Origin of the sequence: Virgibacillus salexigens (assembly GCF_000723585.1) — a bacterium.
GTDB lineage: Bacteria > Bacillota > Bacilli > Bacillales > Amphibacillaceae > Virgibacillus > Virgibacillus salexigens.
Map to the genome: position 1 here is coordinate 578,609 of NZ_CCDP010000002.1, position 23,490 is coordinate 602,098.

A 23,490-nucleotide genomic window follows, 5' to 3' on the forward strand; every position below is an offset into this window, starting at 1 on the left:
CCTACGCCTCCTCTTTTAATAAATGATTGCTACCTTCCTCTTCTACACTCTCAATAACCCAATCCCTTCCTACTGTTATTCCTAAATACTTGTCATCACTAGGATCCTCAATCTCCTTCTGCTGATATTTTCTGAAGTACCAATATTTAGCTAAAATATAATAGCTAGCACCAGCTATAAGAAAACCTACTATAAACGAATATTCCATTAAGAATATTGCGGCTACTCCCCCAATCGCCCAAGCGATAAACCCAGCTACATTTATCCCTCCAGCAAATCGATATTGACCATCTGAGCGATACAAATCTTGTACATTAACTCTTCGCCTCCGTAATAAATAATAATCTGCAAAAAGTATTCCCGTAATCGATGCTAATACCGCTCCAATAAATAGTAATACCTGTGTTAATACTTCATAAACACTCCATGGTTGGATAACCGTACCTACGATTCCTACAATAAATACAGCAACCATATTTGAGACTTTTGGTCCTAACACATTAGAAAATACCGCAGAAGCGGGAATGATATTCGCAGCCGTATTTGTAGACCATTGTGTTAAAACCACCATTAACAGTAACATTGCTAACATCCATCCAGATGAAGCATCTTGTAAGGCAATAACAGGATTCGAAGTACCAGAAACAACAAAAGCCGCTGCGCCAATCATAATCATAAATGCCTCTGTTAATGGAAGAGCAATGACACTGCCAATGAAGGTTGTCTTATTTCTTTTGAACCAGTTTCTTTCAAATTTAGGAGCCTTAAAAAAGCGGGAAATCGTCGGAATATCAGTTCCAAGAGTTGCCCAGAACCCCATATTAGCGAAAACTACAATCATAAAAGCGGTAAAAGCTGCCCCTCCAGTTACCGGACTACCAACCCATGTCCATACATCACTTCCACCGAGTTTCGCTTCCTCTGACAATGTCATGTAAATAATTAAGGACAAAACAACAATAATCGGAGCTGCTAAATCAGCGAATCGTTCGACCCATTTAATCCCTGAAGCTGTATTAATTAATTGAAAGACTGCAAATACAATATAGCACCCTAATAAATAATCAAATGAAGGGAAAAACGTATGTAAAATAGCATTAATTGCGGTTGCACCAAAGTATGTATTGATTCCAAACCAAAATGAAGCAGCTAATGCACGAGTAATGGAAGGTATATGCGTTCCCAATGTACCAAATGGTGCGCGCATATAAACTGGAAACGAAATTCCATGCTCTACACCGATATCACCAATGATGGAAATAAAACCACCAATAGCAATTGACCCGATTAATGTTGCAAGTATAACCAGTGGTAAAGGAATATTTTGTATACCCGAAGCTCCTATATCAAAGGTTGCCAGAAGAATAGCCATTCCCACCCACATGGCACAAAAGCCAACTACATTAATATTTCGCTTTTGATGATGAACTGGCAGCAGATCTGGAGATTTCAAATAGGATTTCTGGTTTGTTTGCATTTTTTTCTCATCCCTTCTGATCCCAAAGTTATATAGAATAACTGCTTGACGTGTTAGGAACATCAAGCAGTTATCTTGCTTTTACGAGTTTTTAATTAAAGTCGTAGCTTTTGCTTCGTCTTTAGCTTTAAGCCCAAATTTATTACATTTCAGATAGCTCCCCATCCCCGGTCTACCGACAAACTGTCTATCCTTGATGACATATTTCCCTCTGGAAAAAACACTCACTGGTTCACCGATTACCTTTATCCCTTCTAATGCACTATAATCGACATTCATATGATGTGTTTTTGCAGAGATTGTCCGTTCCACAGCGGGGTCAAATAGCACCATATCTGCATCACTTCCTGGTGCAATTGTTCCCTTACGTGGAAATAATCCAAATAATTTAGCTGCTTGCGTAGATACCATATCAACAAATTCATGAATGGAGATTCTTCCTTTATGGACTCCCTCTGAATACATCAAACTAAATCGATCTTCCACAAACGGACCGCCATTAGGGATTTTCGTAAAGTCATCCCTGCCAAGATCCTTCTGGCCGTTAAAATTGAACGAACATTGGTCAGAACCAATGGCTTGCAATTGTCCACTTTTCAAAGCATTCCATAACACCTCTTGATTATATTTCTCTCGCAATGGTGGTGACCAAACGTATTTCCCACCTTCAAAATTAGCTTTTTCTAGGTAAGATTGATCTAAGACCAAATACTGTGGACATGTTTCTCCATATACACGAAAACCTTTACTACGCGCTTCAGCAATTTGTTCAACCGCTTCTTCACATGTAACGTGTACCACATATAATTGAGAATCTGCTAATGCAGTTAATTTAGCTGCTCTACCCGTCGCTTCCCCTTCTGCCTCTGGAGGTCGGGTCAGTGCGTGATAGATAGGATCTGTTTTACCTTCAGCTAACGCCTTTGTCGTCAAATAGTTGATGACATCTCCATTCTCTGCATGTACCATTACTAGCCCACCATGCTCTTTCGCAGCCACCAGTATTTTAAATAAAACTTCATCATCTGCTTGAAATACACCTTTATAAGCCATGAAAACTTTAAAAGAAGTTACCCCTTCTTGTTCAATAGTTTCTGGAATTTCATTTAGTACATCCTCATTGATTTCGGATATTTGCAGATGAAATCCATAGTCAATTACCGCTTTATCCTGGGACTTGCTATGCCATTTTTCTAGTGCACTTTTTAATGACTTCCCTTTATCGGATAAACAAAAATCAATGATTGTTGTTGTCCCACCATACGCTGCCGCAATCGTACCTGTTTCAAAGTTATCAGCTGTTACTGTTCCTCCAAACGGCATATCCATATGTGTATGGGGATCTATCCCACCAGGCATTACATAATAGCCCGATGCATCAACTATTTCTGCTTCTGGTTCATCTATTTGATCACTAATTGATTTGATTTTTTCATCTTCTATTAAAATATCCGCTACATACTTATCAGATGCAGTCACAATCGTCCCATTCTTAATTACTCTTTTCATTGCATATTCCTCCTTAACACTATGAATTAACAATATTTTGCTCAAGCATTTGGATTGCTGTTTGCCGTTCATTCCAAGACATTGGTGTTTCCAACCTCTCAGCTTCAACCATGTCAATAGCACCATCAACTGGACAAACGATCGAGCATAAATTACAGCCGACACAGTCTTCTTCTCGAACTTCTAGATATTCGATTCCATGTTTATCTTGTAACATATCAATACATTGATGCGATGTATCTTCACAAGCGATATGGCACTTATTGCAATTAATACAAACATCGGTGTTTATTCGTGCAACGATCTTATGATTTAGATCAAGATTGCTCCAATCAGTATACTTTTCTACAGACCTTCCAACAATGTCGCTAACAGAAACAATCCCTTTATCATCTAGGTAGTTATTTAAACCATCCACTAAATCTTCAATAATCCGAAAACCATGGTGCATAGCCGCTGTACAAATTTGCACGCCACCTGCACCCATTAGCATAAATTCAACTGTATCTTGCCAAGTGGATACACCGCCAATCCCAGAAATAGGAATGGTAATATGCGGATTTCGAGCTGATTCCCCTATCATATTTAGGGCTATTGGTTTAACGGCAGGGCCGCAATAACCACCATGGGCCCCCTTCCCATTTACATTCGGAATCGTATTCCACGTATCTAAATCAACACCTACTAAACTATTGATTGTATTAATCATACTAATGGCGTCTGCTCCTCCTTGTTCTGCAGCACGAGCAGTAGCAGTTATATCAGTAATATTCGGCGTCAATTTGGTAATCACAGGAACCTCAGCAGCCTCTTTTGCCCACATGGTAGATTTTTCTACTAAATCTGGCTGCTGGCCCACAGCAGATCCCATGCCGCGTTCCGACATGCCATGAGGACAGCCAAGATTTAATTCAAATCCATCCACTCCAACAGCCTGGACACGTTTCACAATCTCATGCCATTTCGCTTGTTTTGGTTCAACCATAATCGATGCTATAATTGCGCGATCAGGGAATCGCTTCTTCGTTTCATAGATTTCTTTCAGGTTTTCTTCAATCGGTCGGTCAGATATTAATTCTATGTTATTGAATCCAGCAACTCGCTGTCCATTAAAGTGATGCGCTCCAAACCTAGAAGTTACATTAAGAACAGGATCACCAAGCGTTTTCCACACGGCTCCACCCCAGCCGGCCTCGAAAGCTCGCTGTACTTGATAACCTGTATTCGTCGGCGGTGCAGATGCTAACCAATATGGATTAGGGGATTTGATCCCCGCAAAATTAATACGTAAATCAGCCATATCCATCCTCCGATCATTGATTTCTTTCATTATGCAGTTTCTGTTTTTGATGGTTTGATTGATCTATGAATAGCATAAGCAGTTTCTTTGCCTTGTTGGGCTGCAGAAACAACCATTGCCTCACCTTGTCCTTTCCCAAATATGACATCACCCGCAGCGAAGACTTTCGGATTAGAAGTTTGGTAAGTTTCTTGATTCACACGAACAACACCATCATGATGTACTAACTGAAATTCCTCTATTAGTGACCGATATCTTGTTTGGCCGATTGCTTTTACGACAATATCCACATCCATCATAAACGATGAATCTTTTACTTCTACTGGACGTTTTCTGCCACCCAGCTTTTCCTCTATTAATTCCATTTCGATACATTCTAGTTTGGTAACTCGTCCATGTTCATCGCCAATAAGCCGTTTAGGTGCTGTTAACCATCTAAATTCGACTCCATCTTGCTTAGCGAATTCATACTCAAAGTCGTAAGCTGACATCTCCTCAACCGTACGACGATAGAGTATTTTAACGTTCTTAGCACCAAGTCTTACTGAAGTAGTGGCTCCATCAACCGCTGTATTACCAGCACCAATCACTGCTACCCGCTTATCAACAAATTCATCTGTTACTCCATATGTTTTTGTACGTTCAACTAATTCGATGGCATCGTAAACGCCTGCCAATTGTTCACCTTCAATTCCTAACATTGGTACCTTAGACATCCCAATAGCTAGTATCACAGCATCATGATTATCCAAAAGTTCCTGTGGCGAAATGTCTTTGCCGACTTCTACACCGGTACAAATCTCCACCCCCAGTCTGCTTACTTGATCCACTTCCCATAACGAAATCTCTTTCGGTAAGCGAAATGGGACGATTCCAAACGTATCTAATCCACCGGCTTCCTCTTTCGCTTCATAAATCACAACATGATAACCTAATAAAGCTAATTCTCGTGCAGCTGATAAACCTGCTGGTCCACTTCCGATTATTGCAATGCGCTTATCATGCTTCTCTCCCTGTTGGAATAGTAATTGTTCATTTTTAATGGCCCAATCTGTTGCGTATCGTTGTAAGTCTCCAATCATGATTGGACTGGTAGAATGATTTAATACACAAGCTCCTTCACATAACTCTTCTGTTGGGCAAACCCTAGCACAGCTCGCCCCCACTGGATTTGCTGTCATAATTGTTTTTGCAGAACCCTTTAAATTTCCGGATGCTATCTTTTTAATGAAGGATGGTATGTCAATTCCTGTCGGACACGCCTCCATACATGGCGCATCATAACAGTATAGACACCGATTTGCTTCATTGATCGCTTCCGCAGAATTGTAACTCGGCTTAGCTTCTTCAAAGTTTTCTAATAGGGTCGTTAAAGTCATAGACGGTTGTTTCGAATCGCTCAATCGTAAACCTCCTTCTACATCTTGACAGTTCATTTTTAATTATCATTTACACTTCAAACATGTTATCTTTCCTTACATAAATTATTATAATTTTTTTATTTTTCAAATACATTAGACAAAGTGTTAAAATTTATTTACAAAAACAGGACATACCGTCAAATCATTTCTCAATTTATGTAATGTCCGAATCAGATAATGTGAGATTTTCTTACATTTATTTTCAATATTCTACAAACGCAATCTCCTTAAACAAAGGTAAATGATGTTTACCTTTGTTTAAGGCAGTCGCATTTAGAGATGGCTTCTAATACAAAAAGAGCTCAGGCCATCTATTGTCGATAGCCTAAGCTCGTTCATCATTTCCGTTTTATTTTTCTGGTGCTAATTCAATAGCTTGATTCAATGCTTCTAACATACTTCTTTCATCAACCATTCCTTTACCAGCAATATCAAATGCTGTACCGTGATCTACACTTGTACGAATAATTGGTAATCCGACTGTTATGTTCACTCCTGCCTCCAAGCCTAACACCTTAATAGGACCATGGCCTTGATCATGATACATAGCAACAACAATATCAAAGTCCCCACGCTGCGCACGGAAGAATAATGTATCTGCCGGAAGTGGCCCTTCTACTTGAATCCCTTCTTCCAGCGCTTTCGTAACAGCTGGTATAATCTTCTCTTCTTCTTCCCCATAACCAAATAATCCATTTTCGCCAGCATGCGGATTAATTCCACAAACTCCGATTTTCGGCTCACTTATACCGGATTTAGCTAATGTATGATGCGCAAGACGTATAACATTATATACACGTTCTGGCTTAATTTGGTTAATTGCATCAATGATTCCCACATGTGTTGTTACGTGAATTACTTTTAGTTTAGGAGAAGAAAGCATCATAGAAAAATCTGTTGTATCGGTTAATTGCGCCAATATCTCCGTATGTCCGGGATAAAGATGACCACCTTTATGCAATGCTTCCTTATTTAATGGCGCCGTACATATGGCGTCAATTTTATGTTTATTCGCTAATTCAATAGCTGTACGTAAATATTGAAAAGCAGCATTCCCAGCCTCTGCTGATACTTGCCCATATGGCAAATCCTCCGGAAGCAGGTCTAAGTCAACACATGTAATTTCACGATTATTTCCTTCTGTAAAATCTGAATCTATATTAATTTCTTTAATCGTCATATCAGTCTTTACTATAGATGCGGCCCTTTTTAGCATTTTCGAATCACCTATAACAATTGGATGTGCTCGATCGTATAATTCCTTTTGTTGTAAGCTTTTCACAATAATTTCCGGCCCTACTCCAGCAGCATCTCCCATGGTTATACCAATAATCGGCTTTTTGTTCATTTTGTTTCTTCTCCTTTCAACACTTGCATGGCTTCATATATAGAATTTAGTTTTCCAAAAGAACCAGCTTTCGTAACTACATGATACAACTTATCTGTTCCAATTAAAGTACCTAAAGGTATTCCGGCTTCTACCTGTTTAATCAGATTTATCCCCACACCACCAAGGTGTTTTGCCGTATCTTTTGCCGTGTCCCCACCAGTAAGAACCAATCCAGTTAACTGTTCATTTCTTTTGGCGATTTGTGCCACCATTTCTCCAATTGCTGAAGAAATTCTCTCTCCAATCTGATTAGGTGTAAGAGATAGCTGGTCTGCTAATTGTTTAACTTCCCTTCTTATTTCCTCATTGGATGGAACAAACAGCACAACATCTTGCTCTTCCCGCAAAGCATTGGTACACTGTTGTATGTACTGTTGTTGCTCCCTTTGCCAATTATCGTTAAAAATAGCTGACGTATCAATCTCAACAGCTTGTATATTCGGTTGCTTTTTTGCATATACGATTTGCGATTGGGTTACTTGAGACAGACTACCGCATACGGTCATTACTTGGGATAAACCGATTTTTTTAGTTTCATCATGTAATTGGTCAATTTCTAATACTTCAGGCAATACTTCTGCCAACCCCGCAGACCCTGCCCAAACAATATCTTTAGATAAAGAATTTATTTTTTTGGCTGCTTGGAATAAATCTGTTTGTGTATTGGCATCACACACGATATACTTTATCCCATCTTCTACCATGCGATTGATCCATAGCGTAAAATCGGATAACGAGGCTTCAATCATTTCCTTTGTTAGAACTTCTGCATGTTCTCCTATTTCATTTTGGATAATAGCTGGTATAGATGATTCCAAAACTGGGTGTTTCGGGTCTATAGAAACTTCCGTATTTGCTATTTTGTCTCCTTTCACATAATGAATACCGTTAACTGTAGTTCTCCCAAGTTTCGGATATGCAGGTGCTACAACTATAAAGTCAGGATCAAGTATGTCACCGACGGCTTTTAACTCAGCACCAATATGCCCGCGTAATGTGGAATCCATTTTTTTGTAAACCTGTTGATATCTCGCCTGTTTAATAAACGCAGCAGCCCTTTTAGTAGCCTCAACCGCCTCTCTTCTGGTTAAAGCTCGTGAATTCGTATCAATGACAATTCCACGATCAATCGTTGTTTCAGATGTTGGCGTTTCAAAAAATACAGAAGTGCTAATTCCCTTTTCTGCAAGCTGAACACCACTATCATTTGCACCAGTTAGGTCATCTGCAATTATTCCTATTTGTCTCGTCATTCCTATCCCTCATTTTAGCAAGCTTGAATTCCCCTAATATAATAGTGAAAGCCGTAATTTGATTTTCTATTTCCGTTTATGAATTATGATTCTTCAATAACATAATCTTCGGGTATATTTACTCCTTTTTTCTCCAGTCGTTTGACTAAGAAAGCAACATAGATTGGGAGTAATATAGCCGTCGTTACCGTAGATGCCGCAACTTGCACAGTTGCTAATTCCACATTAGCAGCAAAAGCAGAACTCGCCGCAGCAATTGCAGCAGGAGTTGCTACAGCATTACCCGCTGTGGATCCCTCTGCCGCACCAGCAATAGGATTCCATTTCATCATTTTAAATACAAAATATCCTGCTGTACCAGTAACAAATACAGTTAGTAAACCAAGCACAATACCGCCAAGTCCACCTTCAATAATACTTGCAAAATCGATTCCCATACCTAGTGCAAATGCAAAGAATGGAATTAACATAGAACTTCCTTTATTCAAAAACTCTCTCATGTCTCCATCTAAATTACCAAGAACCATTCCTACAACAATTGGTAATAAAACGGATACAAATGATACTACAGAAAACATACCATCTACAAAGCCCATCGTACCGAAGATAGCTAATGCTACCATCGTGAAAAACGGTCCATCATTTAATGCCAAGAGGGAATATGCCGCTCTATCTGTTTTATCTCCATACTGACCAACCATAGCAACATACAATCCCCCATTACTATTTGTCATGGCAGCAATAATAGCAATCGGAGCTAGCCCCATCCAAAGCCCGTTATCCCCAGCAAACATGTAAGCAAGCAAACCAACGATTGCACCAACGACCCATTTTGTCGCAAGTAATGTAGCACCTTTCCCTAAACTAACCCCTACATTACGTAAATTAATTTGAGCACCCGTACAAAGTAAAAACAGAGCAATTAATGTGCTAGCACCATCTACAAAAAGCGCTTGCGTAAAGTTACCAATACGTAACCACTCTGGCACGAAAGTGTTCAATAATGCAGCAAATAATAATGGTACAACCATCATACCTCCAGGTATTTTCTCTAATGTGGCTTTAATCTTCATTTTTTTCTCCCCCTCAAAAATTAGATATAAATACAAGTGATAAGAACGGAATCCACAGTTCATTATTAATGAATCAATTATAAAGCCCTTTCATAATCGATTAAAAAAAACTATAGTCTATGGACTAATTATTATCGTTCAAATATGAAACAAAAATTAAAGCGATTTCAGTGATAATTGTACCCTTTCGTATATTATTTTGCAACAGTTAATTTATCCCTACTAAATATCGTTTCATTTTTAAACAAAAAAAGAAGGAAAGCAATGTTCTGCTTCCCTTCATGTTCACTCGTTAGCCTTCGTTATGAAGTTTCCTCCACAATGTTGTGCGACTAATCCCTAATCGTTTTGCGGCATTGGATTGGTTATTATTCTCCTCCTCGAGCACGCGCTTAATCACCCGTTGCTCCATTTCCATTAATGTACCCTCTATTGGTATGGAAAAATCACCAATTCCTTTATTTTGTATCAGTTTCTCTACATGCTTTGCTTCAATATAATAACCCGTTGTCATTAAGCTTAGCTCTCTACAAACCTTTTTTAATTGCGCTACATTTAATTCCCACTCCAATTGCATAAGTAATTCCATTGCATCTTCTTTCATTCCAATCGCTTCATAGCCACTGTCCGTATGGAATTCAGCTAAGAAATAATTGATAAACGCTGGAATATCCCTTTTCCTTTCTCGTAATGGAATCATATGAATCGTATGATCCGTTAACTGATCGTATAACTTTTGGCTAAATGCACCCTTTTTTACCAACTTTTCTATCGATGCATTACTTACTGATATTACTTGTACATCTATTGATTTATTGCTTACTATTTTTAACAAGCTTGATTGTTCACTCTTACTCATTTTATCGGCATCCCTTAATAGCAATGTTGCTTGTTTAATAGTTCGAACCAGTTTTTTTAAGCTATTTAACTCAGCATGATTCAATGAACCAGCTACTTCGATGATAGGTACATGACTTCCAAAACGCTCAAAATGTATAATCTTGGCTAATGTCTTTTTACCAGTACCAATTTCTCCGTAAATATAAATGGAATGATTAGTGGACGCATAGGTAGGCATATTGTTAGTTAAGCTTTTACTTTGTTCACTATCCCCGATAATCGGTAAGGGAGAAGGATGACTAGTTACCTTTAAATGAACGTATTCTGGTTTCTCCACTTCTGCGTGTACCAGAATACCTACAAGTGAATCTTCTTCATTTACTTTATATGCCTGAGTCATAAATACCTGATTTTCTCCCTTAATTTCACTCCAACAGTCTGCTCCTGAACTCAAAACTTTACGGATAATGTTGTTCAATTGCTTCGTATGTAAGATTTCTTTATATCTTGGATGTACTTGAAAAACATTGTTGTAATCAACGATTTGCTTCGATTCATCAATTATAACTGCAGGTATTGGTAAAGCGGCAAACATATCAGATAAATATTTTGTTTGATATCTAATTTTATTAGCTAAGTGATGTAACCTCTTCGTTTCTTCAAAAGCATCCATTAACGCTTCTTTTCCTGAAGTAATCAACACTCCACGTAAGCCAAGTTGTTTAGCTTCCTGAACGGTTACAACATCCCCGATTATTACAGAATATCCTTCTTGTTTTAATTCTTGTAAATGGTGTTTTACCTCACTTCTAGATTGGATAGTAATCATTTTTACATTGAGTTCTAATATATTGCACAAAGTTGCAGCACCGCGTGATATATTAGCGAATCCTACAAGTGCAACCTTCTTTTGCAGGCCGCTTATCAATGTAAAAACTCGAAGCATATCATATCCAGTAATATCAATATGAACAACAGGTAACGATACTTCATCTTGTATCATTGTTGCGGTACCACCGCGACTTATAATAATCTCATACCCCTGTCGTTCGGCGTTGCGAGCAATTTCTACCCCTTGTTCTAAATTTGCTGTCTGTATATCTAACTGCATATAATTGGGAATCTGAAGGTTTTTTGCGATTTCAACTAACCCAGGATAAGGGGCAATTAATAATGCTTTAATCAATGTCATCCCTCTTTTTGTTCCATTTTTAAACAACTCTATTATTACATAGTTCGTTTCTCTTGTACATCAACGCTCTTTCAGTGGATAAAATAAGGAACATGATGCAAAATAAAGCTGTTTTGAAATTCATATCAAACCTTGGTATAATATCTCTTGCAAGATAGAAAAAATTGAATAACGGCTACCAAACATTTGTATCTTGCAAATATAAATGATAGGTGGTAAACAACATGGAGAACAATAATTATCAAGTATTATTGTACTATCAGTATGTCCAAATTGATGACCCAGAAAGCTATGCTGATGAGCATCTTAAATTCTGCAAAGACATTGGTTTAAAAGGTAGAATTTTAGTAGCACAGGAAGGGATCAATGGTACTGTATCAGGTACAAAAGAACAAACCAAATTGTATATGGATACGATGCATCAAGATCCTCGCTTTGCAGATATGGTTTTTAAAATTGATGAGCATGATGGACATGCCTTCAAAAAAATGCATGTTCGCCCTCGCAAAGAGTTAGTTACATTTCGATTAGAGAATGATATAAATCCGTTACAAACAACAGGTAATCATTTATCTCCTAAGGAATTCTACGAGGCTATGCAGGATGAAAACACTGTCGTGATTGATGCACGTAATGATTATGAATATGATTTAGGACATTTTCGCGGTGCCGTCCGTCCAGATATAGAAACATTCCGTGAATTACCAGAATGGATTCGTGAGAATAAGGAACAATTCAAAGATAAAAAAGTATTAACGTATTGTACTGGCGGTATTCGCTGCGAAAAATTTTCTGGTTGGTTATTAGAAGAAGGTTTCGAAGATGTAAACCAATTACATGGTGGAATCGTTACGTACGGAAAAGATCCTGAAGTTCAAGGTGATTTATGGGATGGAAAATGTTACGTATTCGATGAACGTATCTCTGTTCCAGTAAATCAAAAAGAACACGTAGTAGTTGGTGTGGATTATTTCGATGGAAAACCTTGTGAACGATATGTAAACTGTGCAAACCCAGATTGTAATAAACAAATTCTTTGCTCTGAAGAAAATGAGCATACGTATTTACGGGGTTGTACACATGAATGTCGGGTGAGTCCTCGAAATTTATATATTAAAGAACAGGAGCTTTCACAAGAAGAAGTGGAACAACGATTAGCACGAATTGGTGAAAGTTTAATGCAAAATGCGTAATGACAAGAAAGAAGACGTCCTTCTTTTATAAAGGACGTCTTCTTTTTATTTTACATCTGGTTAAGAAAACCAGTCACAGCTGTTACTGTCTTTTCTATTTCCTTTTCTCCATGCTGTGTAGATAAGGAATATCGATTACACGGCTTTGCATATATACCTTCTTTTAACAAATGAGCATCTAAATCTTTCCTTAAACGAAAATCAGCAATTTGATATTCACGATAGTTGGTAACCTTTTCTTCCGTAAATACTATATTAAACATTGCTCCTATCCCAATTGCTTGCATAGCAATTCCTTTTGTTGCAAACAGCCTTTCTAATTGCTGTTTTAATTCATTTGTTTGCATGACTACAAAGTCAAACTCATTTTCTAACACTTGAATGGTTGCAAGTCCTGCTGCTAAGATCATTGGATGACCATTGTACGTACCGCTATGGAAAAGTACATCTTTGGAACTTAAATTGGTAGCATTATTTTTAACAGGCGCACTTTCCATCAATATCTCCCGTTTTCCACCGACAACCCCCATCGGGAATCCAGCTCCAATGACCTTTCCTAAAGCAGTTAAATCCGGCTCAATGCCATAGTAGCCTTGTGCCCCTCCCATACCTATTCGAAATCCAGTTTTCACTTCATCAAATAGGAGAACAATACCTAAATCTTTTGTAAGACGACGCAATTCTTCCATAAACACTTTTTGTGCCGGGATAAACCCGCTTTGGATAGGTTCTAATACTACCACTCCGATTTCATCCCTGTGGTGCTTTAGTAACTCAAACGCATATGAATGATTGAACGGCAAAATAACCGTATGGTCTTGATGATAGGCTCCCACTCCTTTTGATGCAGGTACAGATAGAGGTTCCTCTGCTGGGCCAGCTTCATTAACATCTGGATCCACACTTAATAACACCTGATCATAACCGCCATGATAATGTCCTTCAAATTTAGCTATTTTATGTTTTCCAGTATAAGTTGCTGCTAGACGTAAAGCAAGCAAGGTTGCCTCTGTTCCTGAATTCGTATACCGAAGAAGTTCCATGCTTGGAAAGTATTGCTTTAACTTCTCTCCAAAATCTGCTTCTAACTCATGCGGAGTTCCGAATAACCACGTACCACTTGTATCTAGTTGGGATTGAATTGCATGTTTAATTACAGGATGTCCATGTCCTAGCATTAATGAACCATAGGACAATAGATAATCGACATATTCATTATCATCCACATCCGTTAAATATGCACCATGGCCTTTCTTCATAACAATTGGATGTGGTTCAAAATATTTAATATTGGCTGTCACTCCTCCTGGCATCACCTGTTTAGCTCTGTCCATATATGCCAACGATTGATTCATACGTTTTATCAACCTGCCCACCTCTTTGCGTTAGTTCGTCTGTATTTTTTGATTGAATAACGAGATATTTATTGTATCGTTTTCATGGTAATGGAATTACATTGACAAGTCGAATTGAAATATTTTATGATCATATAAAAATTAATAATAAGGTGGGAATACAGTTGAACTTTGATCAGCTTGAGGCCTTTATTTATATTGCTAATACAGGGAGTTTTAGTAAAGCAGGTGAATTACTTTTTTTATCGCAGCCATCTATTAGTTCTAAGATAAAAGTTTTAGAAAAGGAGCTAGGCGCGCCATTATTTGAACGTAATTATTCAAACGTTTATTTAACTGAGGAGGGGGAAACATTTCTTGCTTTTGCACAAGCAGCTGTCGACTCCATTCAAAAAGGAAAACGCTCTATTCAAAAACGGAACGAACTATTTGATGGTGAAGTAGTTCTTTCTATTGTATTTTCAGGTGCTGGCTACTTCCTCCCTAGTCGCATACAAGCCTTCAGAGATACTTACCCAAACATTAAATTCAGCGTTTTCTCCGGCCATTCTGATCAAGTCTTAGATATGGTACTTAATCAAGACGTTTCCGCCGGAATTGTTCGCTCTATTTATCACCCACAAATCGAAAGTTTCTGTATCGAAGAAGATGAAATGATACTAGTCTACCATTCAGATCATCCCTTAAGTAAATTAGATAAGCCAACCCTTGAGGATCTAGCTAATTCACCACTAATTTTATATAAGCCAGAGACCAAAGATTGGAAATTAATTCAAAACGCTTTTAAAAAGGTAGAACTGGCTCCAAATATTGTTGCTGAGATTGATAGTATTGATGGTGCGAAAGAAATGGTTAAAAATAATATAGGTGCTTCGTTTCTTCCATATTTTTCTGTTAAAAATGACTTGCATAATGGCTTATTACATACAATTAAAATAGACGGAATTCCTAAAATAGAACGAGATTTTGAATTAATTATTAAAAAAGAACAAACCGTTGATGATGCAACAAAATTATTTATTGATTTCATAACTAACTAACCGGTTACTAACTAAACCATTCATTTTGACAGTGACACCCCCTATTGCTATTCTTTTTTTAAAGGAGGCTATTGGTATGAATGTCTATGATTTTCAAACTACTTTAATAGATGGGAAGGAAAAATCTTTAGCAGATTATCAAGGGGATGTTCTTTTAATTGTAAACACAGCAAGTAAATGCGGATTCACGCCTCAATTGGAAGACTTACAAAACCTATACAATTCTTATAAGGAACAAGGATTTAATGTACTTGGTTTTCCATGTAATCAATTTAATAATCAAGATCCTGGCTCGGACGATGAAATCTCAGATTTCTGTCAATTAAATTATGGGGTTACCTTCCCCATGTTTAGCAAGGTAGATGTAAAAGGAGAAAATATTCATCCATTGTTTAAGCACCTTACAGAAGAGGCGAAAGGTATGTTAACAAAGCAGATCAAGTGGAATTTCACCAAGTTTCTGATTAATAAACAAGGAGAGGTAATTGCCCGCTATGCTCCTCAAACAAAACCAAATCAACTAGCGAAAGATATTGAAGCTGCATTAAAAGCATAATTTAAAGGGAGGCCAATGAACATTTGGTCTCCCCTTTCTCTTACCTTATAGTACCTTATCAAGAAAATCTCTAGCTCGTTCGGAAGTTGGCTGTTCAAAAAATCTCGTAGGTTCTGCTTCTTCTACTAATCTACCGTTATCCAAAAACAAGACCCGATCAGCTACTTCTTTCGCAAAATTCATTTCATGCGTTACAATCACCATCGTCATACCCGTCTGTGCCAGATCTTTGATCACATCCAGTACCTCTTTCACCATTTCTGGATCTAATGCTGAAGTCGGCTCATCAAATAACATAATACTTGGTTCCATTGCTAATGCCCTTGCAATCGCAACTCGTTGTTTTTGTCCACCAGATAAACGGTTGGGATACGTATCCTCTTTATCCGTTAATCCTACTTTCGTTAGTAACTGCTTGGCCGTTTTCTCTGCTTCTTGTTTTGATACACCCTTCACCTTTTGCGGCGCATAAGAAACATTATCTAGTACGGTCATATGTGGAAATAAATGAAAATGTTGAAAAACCATTCCGATATTTTTACGGATAACTAATTTATTGGTTTTAGGCAGCGTAATTTCCTGATCGTGAAGAAATATTTGTCCTTCTGTTGGGTCTTCTAATAGGTTTAAACAACGTAGAAAAGTAGATTTACCTGACCCAGAAGGTCCAATTATAGTCACTACTTCCCCTTGCTTGATTGTAGTAGTTATTTGCTGAAGAACTGTACTTTCACCAAATACTTTCGTAATATTGTTTGCTTTAATCACTTTGACGAAGCCTCCGTTCCACTAATCTTCCTACAGAGGTAAGAATATAAACAATTACCCAATATATGAGACCAGCAAATAACAATGGTTCGAAGTTACGATACAAATCTGAACCAACAACTTGCGCTCTTCGCATAATATCTAAATAACCTATGGTAGATACAAGTGCTGATTCCTTTGTTAATGTAATAAACTCATTCATCATTGCAGGCAATATATTTTTAAATGCCTGTGGTAAGATAATATTTAGCATCATCGGTTTATATGGTACCCCTAAAGCTTCTGCCGCTTCGGTTTGTCCTTTATCTACTGCTAAAATCCCACCGCGAATAATTTCGGAAATATATGCTGCCGAATTCAAACCGAAGGCGAGAACAGCTGATAAAAACGCAGAGATATCATACCCCGTTAATTGTGGTACAGCATAATAAATAATCATGAGTTGTAAAATAAGTGGCGTCCCTCGAAATATTGACGTATACGCATCCGCTAACCACTTTAATAGGGGGGTTTTTGTAATTTTACATAGGGATAAAAGCGTACCTAATATAAATCCCATTAGAATCGAAACACTTACAAATTTTAATGTAGCCCATATTCCCTCAAGTATAAAAGGAATATAAGGCACGATTTGGCTGAAGTCCAAATTCATGCCTTATCACCTCGCTTTTCTCTATCTATTGCTTTATTCAACGTTAGATAACCATTTTTCTTCCAGTTCTTTAATTTTTCCTTCTTCTTCTAATTTCGCTAATGCTTCATTCACTTCATTAACGAAGTCATTTCCTTTCGGGAAAGCAATAGCCATGCCAGGTGAGCTAGTCGTTGGATCATCAAATCCGCTTAACCCTTGCTCCTCTTGATAGCCTACTGCTACGGTCTTATCCATATACCCGACGTCAATTCGATTGGAATTTAATTCTTGAACAAGTAGGCCAGAGTTATCAACTTTCTTCACTTCAAAACCATATTCTTCAGCTAGTTTCTCTGCACCTTCCTCTTGAATCGTACCAAGCTGCACACCAACTGTTTTCCCTTTCAGATCGTCGAGTGATTGGATATCCGAATCAGCTTTGGTTAGGAATGATTCTCCTGAATGATGATATTCCGTCGAAAAATCAACATTCTTTTTACGTTCTTCTGTAGCACTCATACCAGACAAAACCATATCTACTCGATCTGCTTGTAAAGCACCAATTAATCCATCAAATTTCATATCTTCTATGTTTAATTCATAACCTAATTCGTCCGCAATCATATGTGCTAGTTCAATATCAAAACCTTCAAAGTTACCTTCTGGGTCACGAGATTCGAAGGGTGGGAAATCCGCAGAAGTAGCCATCTTAAGTACTTTCTTGCCTTCTGAATTCGCATCACTAGAAGCCTCGCCATTATTACCTTGACTTCCACACGCGGCTAATACCGCACCAATTAGCATGAATACGATAAATAAGTTCGTTAATTTCATCATTTTCTTCCCCTCAATTTCGTTTTTATTTATTAAATGCCCCTTTAATTTCAGAGAGCAATATAGGGTTTGTTATGATTTCAAAACCTGTTTTTGCTAGAGCCAGAGCCCCATCTGCAATTACCTGATGACCTTTATCTGTTATCGTTAAATCCGCAAATTCCTTTGTATGCGCGATTAATCCTGGCTCATCCAAACCAATATAAGGGTGAATGGCTGGCACAACTTGGCTAACATTGCCCATATCAATAGATCCATAGTTTTGTTTAGCTGCTTGCACAGGTTTTTTTGTTATTTCTTGTAAATGATTTGTAAACGTTTTTGATAATGGTTGATTTGTTAGCATATTGTCATAACTCAATTCATAGTTAGATATCTCGAGTGTGGCTCCTGTCATCATCGCTGCACCATTTGCAATATGTTTCACTTGATTAACAACTTCATTTAACATGCGTCTCTCCTTCGCCCGTACATAAAACTGAGCAGTCGCCTTATCAGGTACAACGTTGGCAGCATGTCCACCTTCTGATATGATGCCATGAATTCGAATATCTGACGGAAGATGCTGGCGTAGAGCATTTATCCCATTAAATAATTGAATAACACTATCAAGTGCATTAATTCCCTGCTCAGGAGAGGCTGCTGCATGTGAAGACTTCCCGTAATAAGTAAACTGAATTGCATCCATAGCTAATGATTCTCCACTCTCATAGGAACTGTCACTAGGATGAACCATCATTGCTACATCCATTTCATCAAAAATCCCCTGTTCACTCATTGGCACCTTGGCACCATTTGTCTCTTCAGCAGGAGTCCCTAAAACTATAACACTTCCCCCAACCTCCTCTACCTGTTTGCTTAGCGCAATACCTGCTCCAACACTCATCGTGCCAATTAAATTATGACCGCAACCATGTCCAACTTCTGGTAAAGCATCATACTCAGCTAAATATGCAATCACAGGTCCTGGTTGTTTACCTTTAAATGTCGCTTTAAAAGCAGTTTCTCGATCTGCAATACCAGTTTCAATCGTAAATCCATGACTTGCTAGTAAATGAACGAGAGCTTTCATCGATTCATATTCTTGATCTCCTAACTCTGGATGCTTGTATAAGTCATCACTAATTGTACATAACTCTAAATGAATTTCTTCTATTTGTTGTTTCAAAAACGCATCCATCTTCGTTCCCACCCATATGCATATTTATTAATTTATATGTATATTTATACCACAATATGTATAGCTATGCAATAGTTATTTTATTCCACCATTTCACAGAACGGCAGTCTCTTTTACATTGTCAATTAGTTATGATTAAATGCATAAAAAACTTCTGGACACAACTAGAATAGCTAATCCAAAACCCGAATGGTAAAATAACTATTAATTGAAGGTGAAACAAAGCACAGTTTAAGTACGTATAGCAGAAGCGAAGTATGTTGATGGCGTAATGATAGAAGAAATTTTAAGTGTAAACAAATAATCCGAACAGATTCGAAAGAAACCGTCCGGATTATTATTGGAATAAGATTTTTTTATCTTCGTCTCTTTTTAATAAGCTTTTGCCCAAAAAACTAACTCTTTTGCTGGTTTTCCACAGCATACACAGATATCCGCAACTTGCTCTTGTTCAAATGGAATACAACGGGAAGTAGCTAACGTATCTTCTTTGATTTTCTCTTCGCAAGCTAGGTCTCCACACCACATTGCTTTAATAAAGCCAGGATTTTCATATAATACACGACTAAATTCTTCTATCGTAGTGGCAATACTTGTTTTTTTATCACGATGATTCTTTGCCTTCGTATACAAATTCAATTGGACTTCTTCTAAAAGTGCCGTCAATCTTGTTTGTAGTTCAGTTAAAGGAACGAATTCTTTTTCGCCTGTATCGCGACGTACAAGAACCACTTGCTCTTTTTCCATATCCTTTGGCCCCATTTCAATTCGAACTGGGATACCCTTCATTTCATATTCATTAAACTTCCATCCAGGCATCTTATCACTAGCATCAATATCAACACGAACAATATCCTTTAATTGATCACGCAATTCATAAGCTTTGTCCAACACACCTTCTTTATGTTGTGCAATTGGAACAATCATTGCTTGTGTTGGAGCAATGCGAGGTGGAATTACTAGCCCTCGATTATCACCGTGTACCATAATTAATGCTCCCATAATACGCGTGGAAAGCCCCCAAGAGGTTTGATGAACATATTGACTATCTCCATTTTCATCTAAGTACGTAATATCAAATGCTTCGGCAAATCCAGATCCAAAATGATGCGAGGTACCTGACTGCAAAGCTTTCCCATCATGCATAAGGCTTTCGATTGTTAACGTGTATTTTGCACCAGCAAATTTCTCTTTATCCGTTTTCTTACCACGCAAGACAGGAATTGCTAGATATTCTTCAACGAGATCCGCATAAATAGTTAACATTTGATTCGTTTCTTTTGATGCATCCTCATCTGTAGCATGAGCAGTATGGCCTTCCTGCCAATGGAATTCCGAGGAACGTAAAAATGGGCGTGTAGTTTTTTCCCAACGAACGACATTCCCCCACTGATTATACAATTTAGGTAAATCACGATAGGAATGAATGTTTTTGGAATAGTAATCACAGAATAACACTTCGGAAGTAGGACGAATCGCAAGGCGTTCTGTTAACTCCTCTTCTCCTCCGTGAGTCACCCATGCAACTTCTGGTGCAAATCCCTCTACATGATCCTTCTCTTTTTGTAATAAGCTTTCAGGAATAAATAATGGGAAGGCAACATTGGTATGGCCTGTTTGTTTAAATTTTTTATCAAGCTCATCTTTGATATTTTCCCAAATAGCATAACCATAAGGTTTAATAATCATAGTGCCGCGAACTTGACCATAGTCAACGAGATCAGCCTGTTTTACTACATCTGTATACCATTGTGCAAAATCATCTTCCATTGCAGTTATCTTTTCTACAAACTGCTTATTCTTTTTGCCCAAATCAAACACCTCTTTACGATATATAGTAATAAAATACGATTAAAAACATTAAAAAAATCCTCCATCCAATAAAGGGACCGAGGTTGGTGGTACCACCCTTGTTTACGTATATAATGACACTACGTACACTCTATGTTGATAACGGATACGATCCGCACTGCCTTATAACATAGAAGCCTTTCCGACAGTGAGCTCAGGGAGCAGGTTCTAACCCTTGCCTTAGGAATTCTCAGCGGCCATTCCCTCTCTAAAAAGACATCCAGATTATACTAATCTCCTTCATTGCTACAGATATTACCTTCACTATATAGTTTACAATTAACAAAGTCAAGATTTAACGAAGGACTTTTGATACAAGGAAAACAAATCACCATCGATATCCTTCTGTTTAAGATACACAAAACCGGCGTGTTTATATAATTGATTTAGACCTGAATTATCAGCCACACAATCAAGTCGAAGAAAGCAATTTGTTCCAGTTAACTGATTATCCATCCATTGTAGAATTTGTTTTCCAATCCCTTTGCCATGATACCTGCTGCCCACAGCAAAGCGATGAAGATAAAAGGCATTATCTTCTCGATGACCCCACATACAAATATCCCATTCATTCTGTTGATTAGAAAGATTAAATGTAGCAACTAGCTGATTATTTTGCTCTACAACGTATGTCGTATCAGATTGGATGTCTGATTGAATCTTAGCGTCTTCCTCTCCAGTTAGTAAATGACCCCATTGTTCTATCCCCTTTGCTTGTACCCATTGTGCAGCAGTTTTCAGTAAATGAATAATTTCATCCATGTCTTCCAATTTTGCTTTTCTAACTGTATATCCACTATATGGATCGTTCAACGCAATATTAATCACAATCCCCCCTGGAAAGAACTTTTGCAGCTAATGTCTTTTCAAAATGCGCCAATGCCCACTCATGCCCTGTGTGATTAAAGCTTGCTACTGCATCCTCATAGACGATAATGTTGAATCCTTTATTAAAGGCATCCATGGCTGTATGTAAAATACAAATATCTGTACAAACTCCTACAAGATGTATTTCCGTTATATCTCTCTCACGTAACTTCATTTCTAAATCCGTACCTTGAAATGCACTATATCTTGTCTTATCAAGAAAGTAAACATTTTCTTTGTCTTGATGTTCTTGATAAACTTTTGCAAGTTTTCCATATAAGTTCCTGCCTGAAGTGCCACGTATATTATGCGCTGGAAAAAGCGAAGACTCTGGATGGTAATTATCTCCCTCTACATGTGTATCTATCGCAAACACAACAAACTCCCCTTGTTGTATAAAGTTAGTTGTATAGTTAACAATAGATGTTTCAATAGCTTGACCTGGCTTTCCACACGTTAACTTACCATCATCAGCCACGAAATCATTCGTATAATCTACATTGATCAAAGCCTTTCTCATTACAGCATCCCCCTATACACTAAAATAAGATAGCAACAAAGAACCAAATAATCATAAACAGCTGGATAATTACTTTAGCTATCGTTCCTCCTAGAAAACCTACTAATGAACCAAAAGAAGCTAAAAGTGCTTCTTGTACGGTTCGTTGCTGCATTAATTCAATGATAAACACGGTTAAAAACGGAACGATTAATATCCCGAATGGGGGAATAATGAATGAACCTACAATAACAGCAATCGCTGCACCACGTTCTCCCCACTTACTTCCACCGTATTTTTTTACAAAATAACCATTTGCAATAACGTCTGCAACAATGAGAATTACCGTAATAATAGACATTGCTATCCAAAATGACATCGTTAATTCATTTGCGTTAATTACAAAGTGATAGATGAGAAAACCAATCCATATCACAAGTACGGATGGAACAATTGGGAAAATGACCCCTACAAAACTTAAAATAAACAATGCACTAATTAAAATCCACATGATTATGTCTAACATAGTTACCTCCAACGTCACTTACTTTTTTGAAAACATATATGATAGTTTTGTTTCCTGCTTCGTAATTATACGTCTGTAGTTCTCCATATGTTTCGCTACACTTAAAATTGATAAAAAAATGACGATAGAAGTGGGCTCTGGGCCAAAAAAAACAAACGTTGTAATTAAAAAAGAAAGATACATACATAATACACCAACAACTAGGTAATCCGTTGCAAAAGTAAATAATAACAGTATTCCTATTCCAATAACAGCAATTTTCCAATCTATGGCTAATAAGATGCCGACGAGTGAAGCAGTCCCTTTTCCTCCACTAAATTTCATTGTAATTGGATAGTTATGTCCTAGAATAATGAATAAAGCTGTAATATAGATGAGCAATGTTTGCTCTTTACCATTGATCCCATTTTCATTTAAAATATAGAGTACAAGTAATATTGCAAACGTAGCTTTAAATATATCAATTAATGCAACTAGTATCCCATATTTCCATCCAAGTAAAATAGTCGCGTTAGAAGCACCTGCGTTTTTTACTCCATTCTTCTTTATATCCACCTGTTTATATATACTTACTAGCTGCGATCCATGCAGGCAGCCTGCTAAGTATCCAATAATTGAGACAGCTAACGTAATCATTATATCCCCCTTCCTTTTACTCATTATAACGTAAAACTGGAAGAAAATAATAAAGATTTTTTAAGATTTTGGTATTTCAACTTAATACCCTTTAAA

The 23,490-nt window shown here is 37.6% G+C and carries 21 protein-coding genes and 1 other annotated feature; of the genes, 3 read left to right on the plus strand and 18 right to left on the minus strand.

Annotation, left to right across the window (positions count from 1 at the left end):
• Position 1: 1 nt before the first annotated feature.
• The 8 genes from BN990_RS15785 to BN990_RS15820 all read right to left on the minus strand — a co-directional run bounded on the left by BN990_RS15785 (position 2) and on the right by BN990_RS15820 (position 11,449).
• Complete coding sequence (locus BN990_RS15785; RefSeq protein WP_038245763.1) at positions 2–1,477, minus strand: NCS1 family transporter; 1,476 nt, start codon at positions 1,475–1,477, stop codon at positions 2–4.
• Between the two features lie 81 nt (positions 1,478–1,558).
• Complete coding sequence (gene hydA, locus BN990_RS15790) at positions 1,559–2,986, minus strand: dihydropyrimidinase (protein ID WP_038245764.1); 1,428 nt, start codon at positions 2,984–2,986, stop codon at positions 1,559–1,561.
• Between the two features lie 19 nt (positions 2,987–3,005).
• Entirely contained in the window at positions 3,006–4,286 is a 1,281-nt protein-coding gene (preA, locus tag BN990_RS15795; protein WP_021288655.1) for an NAD-dependent dihydropyrimidine dehydrogenase subunit PreA, read from the minus strand.
• Positions 4,287–4,315: 29 nt separating this feature from the next.
• Positions 4,316–5,665: an NAD(P)-dependent oxidoreductase gene (locus tag BN990_RS15800; RefSeq protein WP_038246088.1), complete on the minus strand. Its 1,350-nt coding sequence runs from the start codon at positions 5,663–5,665 to the stop codon at positions 4,316–4,318.
• 391 nt (positions 5,666–6,056) lie between these two features.
• Positions 6,057–7,055 carry a 4-hydroxythreonine-4-phosphate dehydrogenase PdxA gene (gene pdxA / locus BN990_RS15805; RefSeq protein WP_038245766.1) on the minus strand — a complete coding sequence of 333 codons (999 nt, stop codon included), beginning with the start codon at positions 7,053–7,055 and terminating at the stop codon, positions 6,057–6,059.
• Positions 7,052–8,350, minus strand: coding sequence for a four-carbon acid sugar kinase family protein (locus BN990_RS15810; RefSeq protein ID WP_038245768.1), 1,299 nt, complete (start codon positions 8,348–8,350; stop codon positions 7,052–7,054). Before BN990_RS15810 ends, pdxA begins: the two co-directional genes overlap by 4 nt.
• A gap of 83 nt (positions 8,351–8,433) precedes the next feature.
• A complete protein-coding gene (locus BN990_RS15815; protein ID WP_021288659.1) occupies positions 8,434–9,423 on the minus strand; it encodes a 2-keto-3-deoxygluconate permease in 990 nt (329 codons plus the stop codon).
• Positions 9,424–9,715: 292 nt separating this feature from the next.
• Entirely contained in the window at positions 9,716–11,449 is a 1,734-nt protein-coding gene (locus tag BN990_RS15820; RefSeq protein WP_038245770.1) for a PrpR N-terminal domain-containing protein, read from the minus strand.
• Positions 11,450–11,679: 230 nt separating this feature from the next.
• On the opposite strand from BN990_RS15820, the gene trhO reads away from it, so the two are divergent.
• Positions 11,680–12,648 (plus strand): oxygen-dependent tRNA uridine(34) hydroxylase TrhO, encoded by a 969-nt coding sequence (gene trhO / locus BN990_RS15825; protein WP_038245771.1) that lies wholly within the window; start codon positions 11,680–11,682, stop codon positions 12,646–12,648.
• A gap of 50 nt (positions 12,649–12,698) precedes the next feature.
• Here the strand turns inward: trhO and BN990_RS15830 are convergent, their stop codons facing one another.
• Complete coding sequence (locus tag BN990_RS15830; protein ID WP_031334873.1) at positions 12,699–14,024, minus strand: aspartate aminotransferase family protein; 1,326 nt, start codon at positions 14,022–14,024, stop codon at positions 12,699–12,701.
• Positions 14,025–14,167: 143 nt separating this feature from the next.
• Here BN990_RS15830 and BN990_RS15835 point away from each other — a divergent pair, with 143 nt between their 5' ends.
• Positions 14,168–15,043, plus strand: coding sequence for a LysR family transcriptional regulator (locus BN990_RS15835; protein ID WP_021288663.1), 876 nt, complete (start codon positions 14,168–14,170; stop codon positions 15,041–15,043).
• Positions 15,044–15,119: 76 nt separating this feature from the next.
• The gene (locus BN990_RS15840; protein WP_021288664.1) at positions 15,120–15,599 is read left to right on the plus strand and encodes a glutathione peroxidase; all 480 of its coding nucleotides are present in this window, start codon (positions 15,120–15,122) and stop codon (positions 15,597–15,599) included.
• Between the two features lie 45 nt (positions 15,600–15,644).
• Here the strand turns inward: BN990_RS15840 and BN990_RS15845 are convergent, their stop codons facing one another.
• From BN990_RS15845 to BN990_RS15885, 9 genes are all read right to left on the minus strand, one after another.
• Positions 15,645–16,367: an amino acid ABC transporter ATP-binding protein gene (locus BN990_RS15845; RefSeq protein ID WP_021288665.1), complete on the minus strand. Its 723-nt coding sequence runs from the start codon at positions 16,365–16,367 to the stop codon at positions 15,645–15,647.
• On the minus strand, positions 16,360–17,019 hold the full coding sequence (locus BN990_RS15850) for an amino acid ABC transporter permease (protein ID WP_021288666.1): 660 nt from the start codon (positions 17,017–17,019) through the stop codon (positions 16,360–16,362). Before BN990_RS15850 ends, BN990_RS15845 begins: the two co-directional genes overlap by 8 nt.
• A 33-nt stretch (positions 17,020–17,052) precedes the next feature.
• The gene (locus BN990_RS15855; RefSeq protein ID WP_038245773.1) at positions 17,053–17,838 is read right to left on the minus strand and encodes an ABC transporter substrate-binding protein; all 786 of its coding nucleotides are present in this window, start codon (positions 17,836–17,838) and stop codon (positions 17,053–17,055) included.
• Positions 17,839–17,860: 22 nt separating this feature from the next.
• Entirely contained in the window at positions 17,861–19,015 is a 1,155-nt protein-coding gene (locus BN990_RS15860; protein WP_038245774.1) for a M20 family metallopeptidase, read from the minus strand.
• A 372-nt stretch (positions 19,016–19,387) separates the two neighbouring features.
• Positions 19,388–20,827 carry a proline--tRNA ligase gene (gene proS / locus BN990_RS15865; protein WP_038245775.1) on the minus strand — a complete coding sequence of 480 codons (1,440 nt, stop codon included), beginning with the start codon at positions 20,825–20,827 and terminating at the stop codon, positions 19,388–19,390.
• A gap of 69 nt (positions 20,828–20,896) precedes the next feature.
• Positions 20,897–21,119: a binding site (T-box leader), on the minus strand.
• A gap of 35 nt (positions 21,120–21,154) precedes the next feature.
• Positions 21,155–21,694 carry a GNAT family N-acetyltransferase gene (locus tag BN990_RS15870; RefSeq protein ID WP_021288670.1) on the minus strand — a complete coding sequence of 180 codons (540 nt, stop codon included), beginning with the start codon at positions 21,692–21,694 and terminating at the stop codon, positions 21,155–21,157.
• Entirely contained in the window at positions 21,687–22,253 is a 567-nt protein-coding gene (locus tag BN990_RS15875) for a cysteine hydrolase family protein (RefSeq protein WP_038245776.1), read from the minus strand. Before BN990_RS15875 ends, BN990_RS15870 begins: the two co-directional genes overlap by 8 nt.
• A gap of 19 nt (positions 22,254–22,272) precedes the next feature.
• Positions 22,273–22,758 (minus strand): DUF456 domain-containing protein, encoded by a 486-nt coding sequence (locus tag BN990_RS15880; RefSeq protein WP_021288672.1) that lies wholly within the window; start codon positions 22,756–22,758, stop codon positions 22,273–22,275.
• Between the two features lie 18 nt (positions 22,759–22,776).
• The gene (locus BN990_RS15885) at positions 22,777–23,394 is read right to left on the minus strand and encodes a glycerol-3-phosphate acyltransferase (protein ID WP_021288673.1); all 618 of its coding nucleotides are present in this window, start codon (positions 23,392–23,394) and stop codon (positions 22,777–22,779) included.
• Positions 23,395–23,490: the final 96 nt, after the last annotated feature.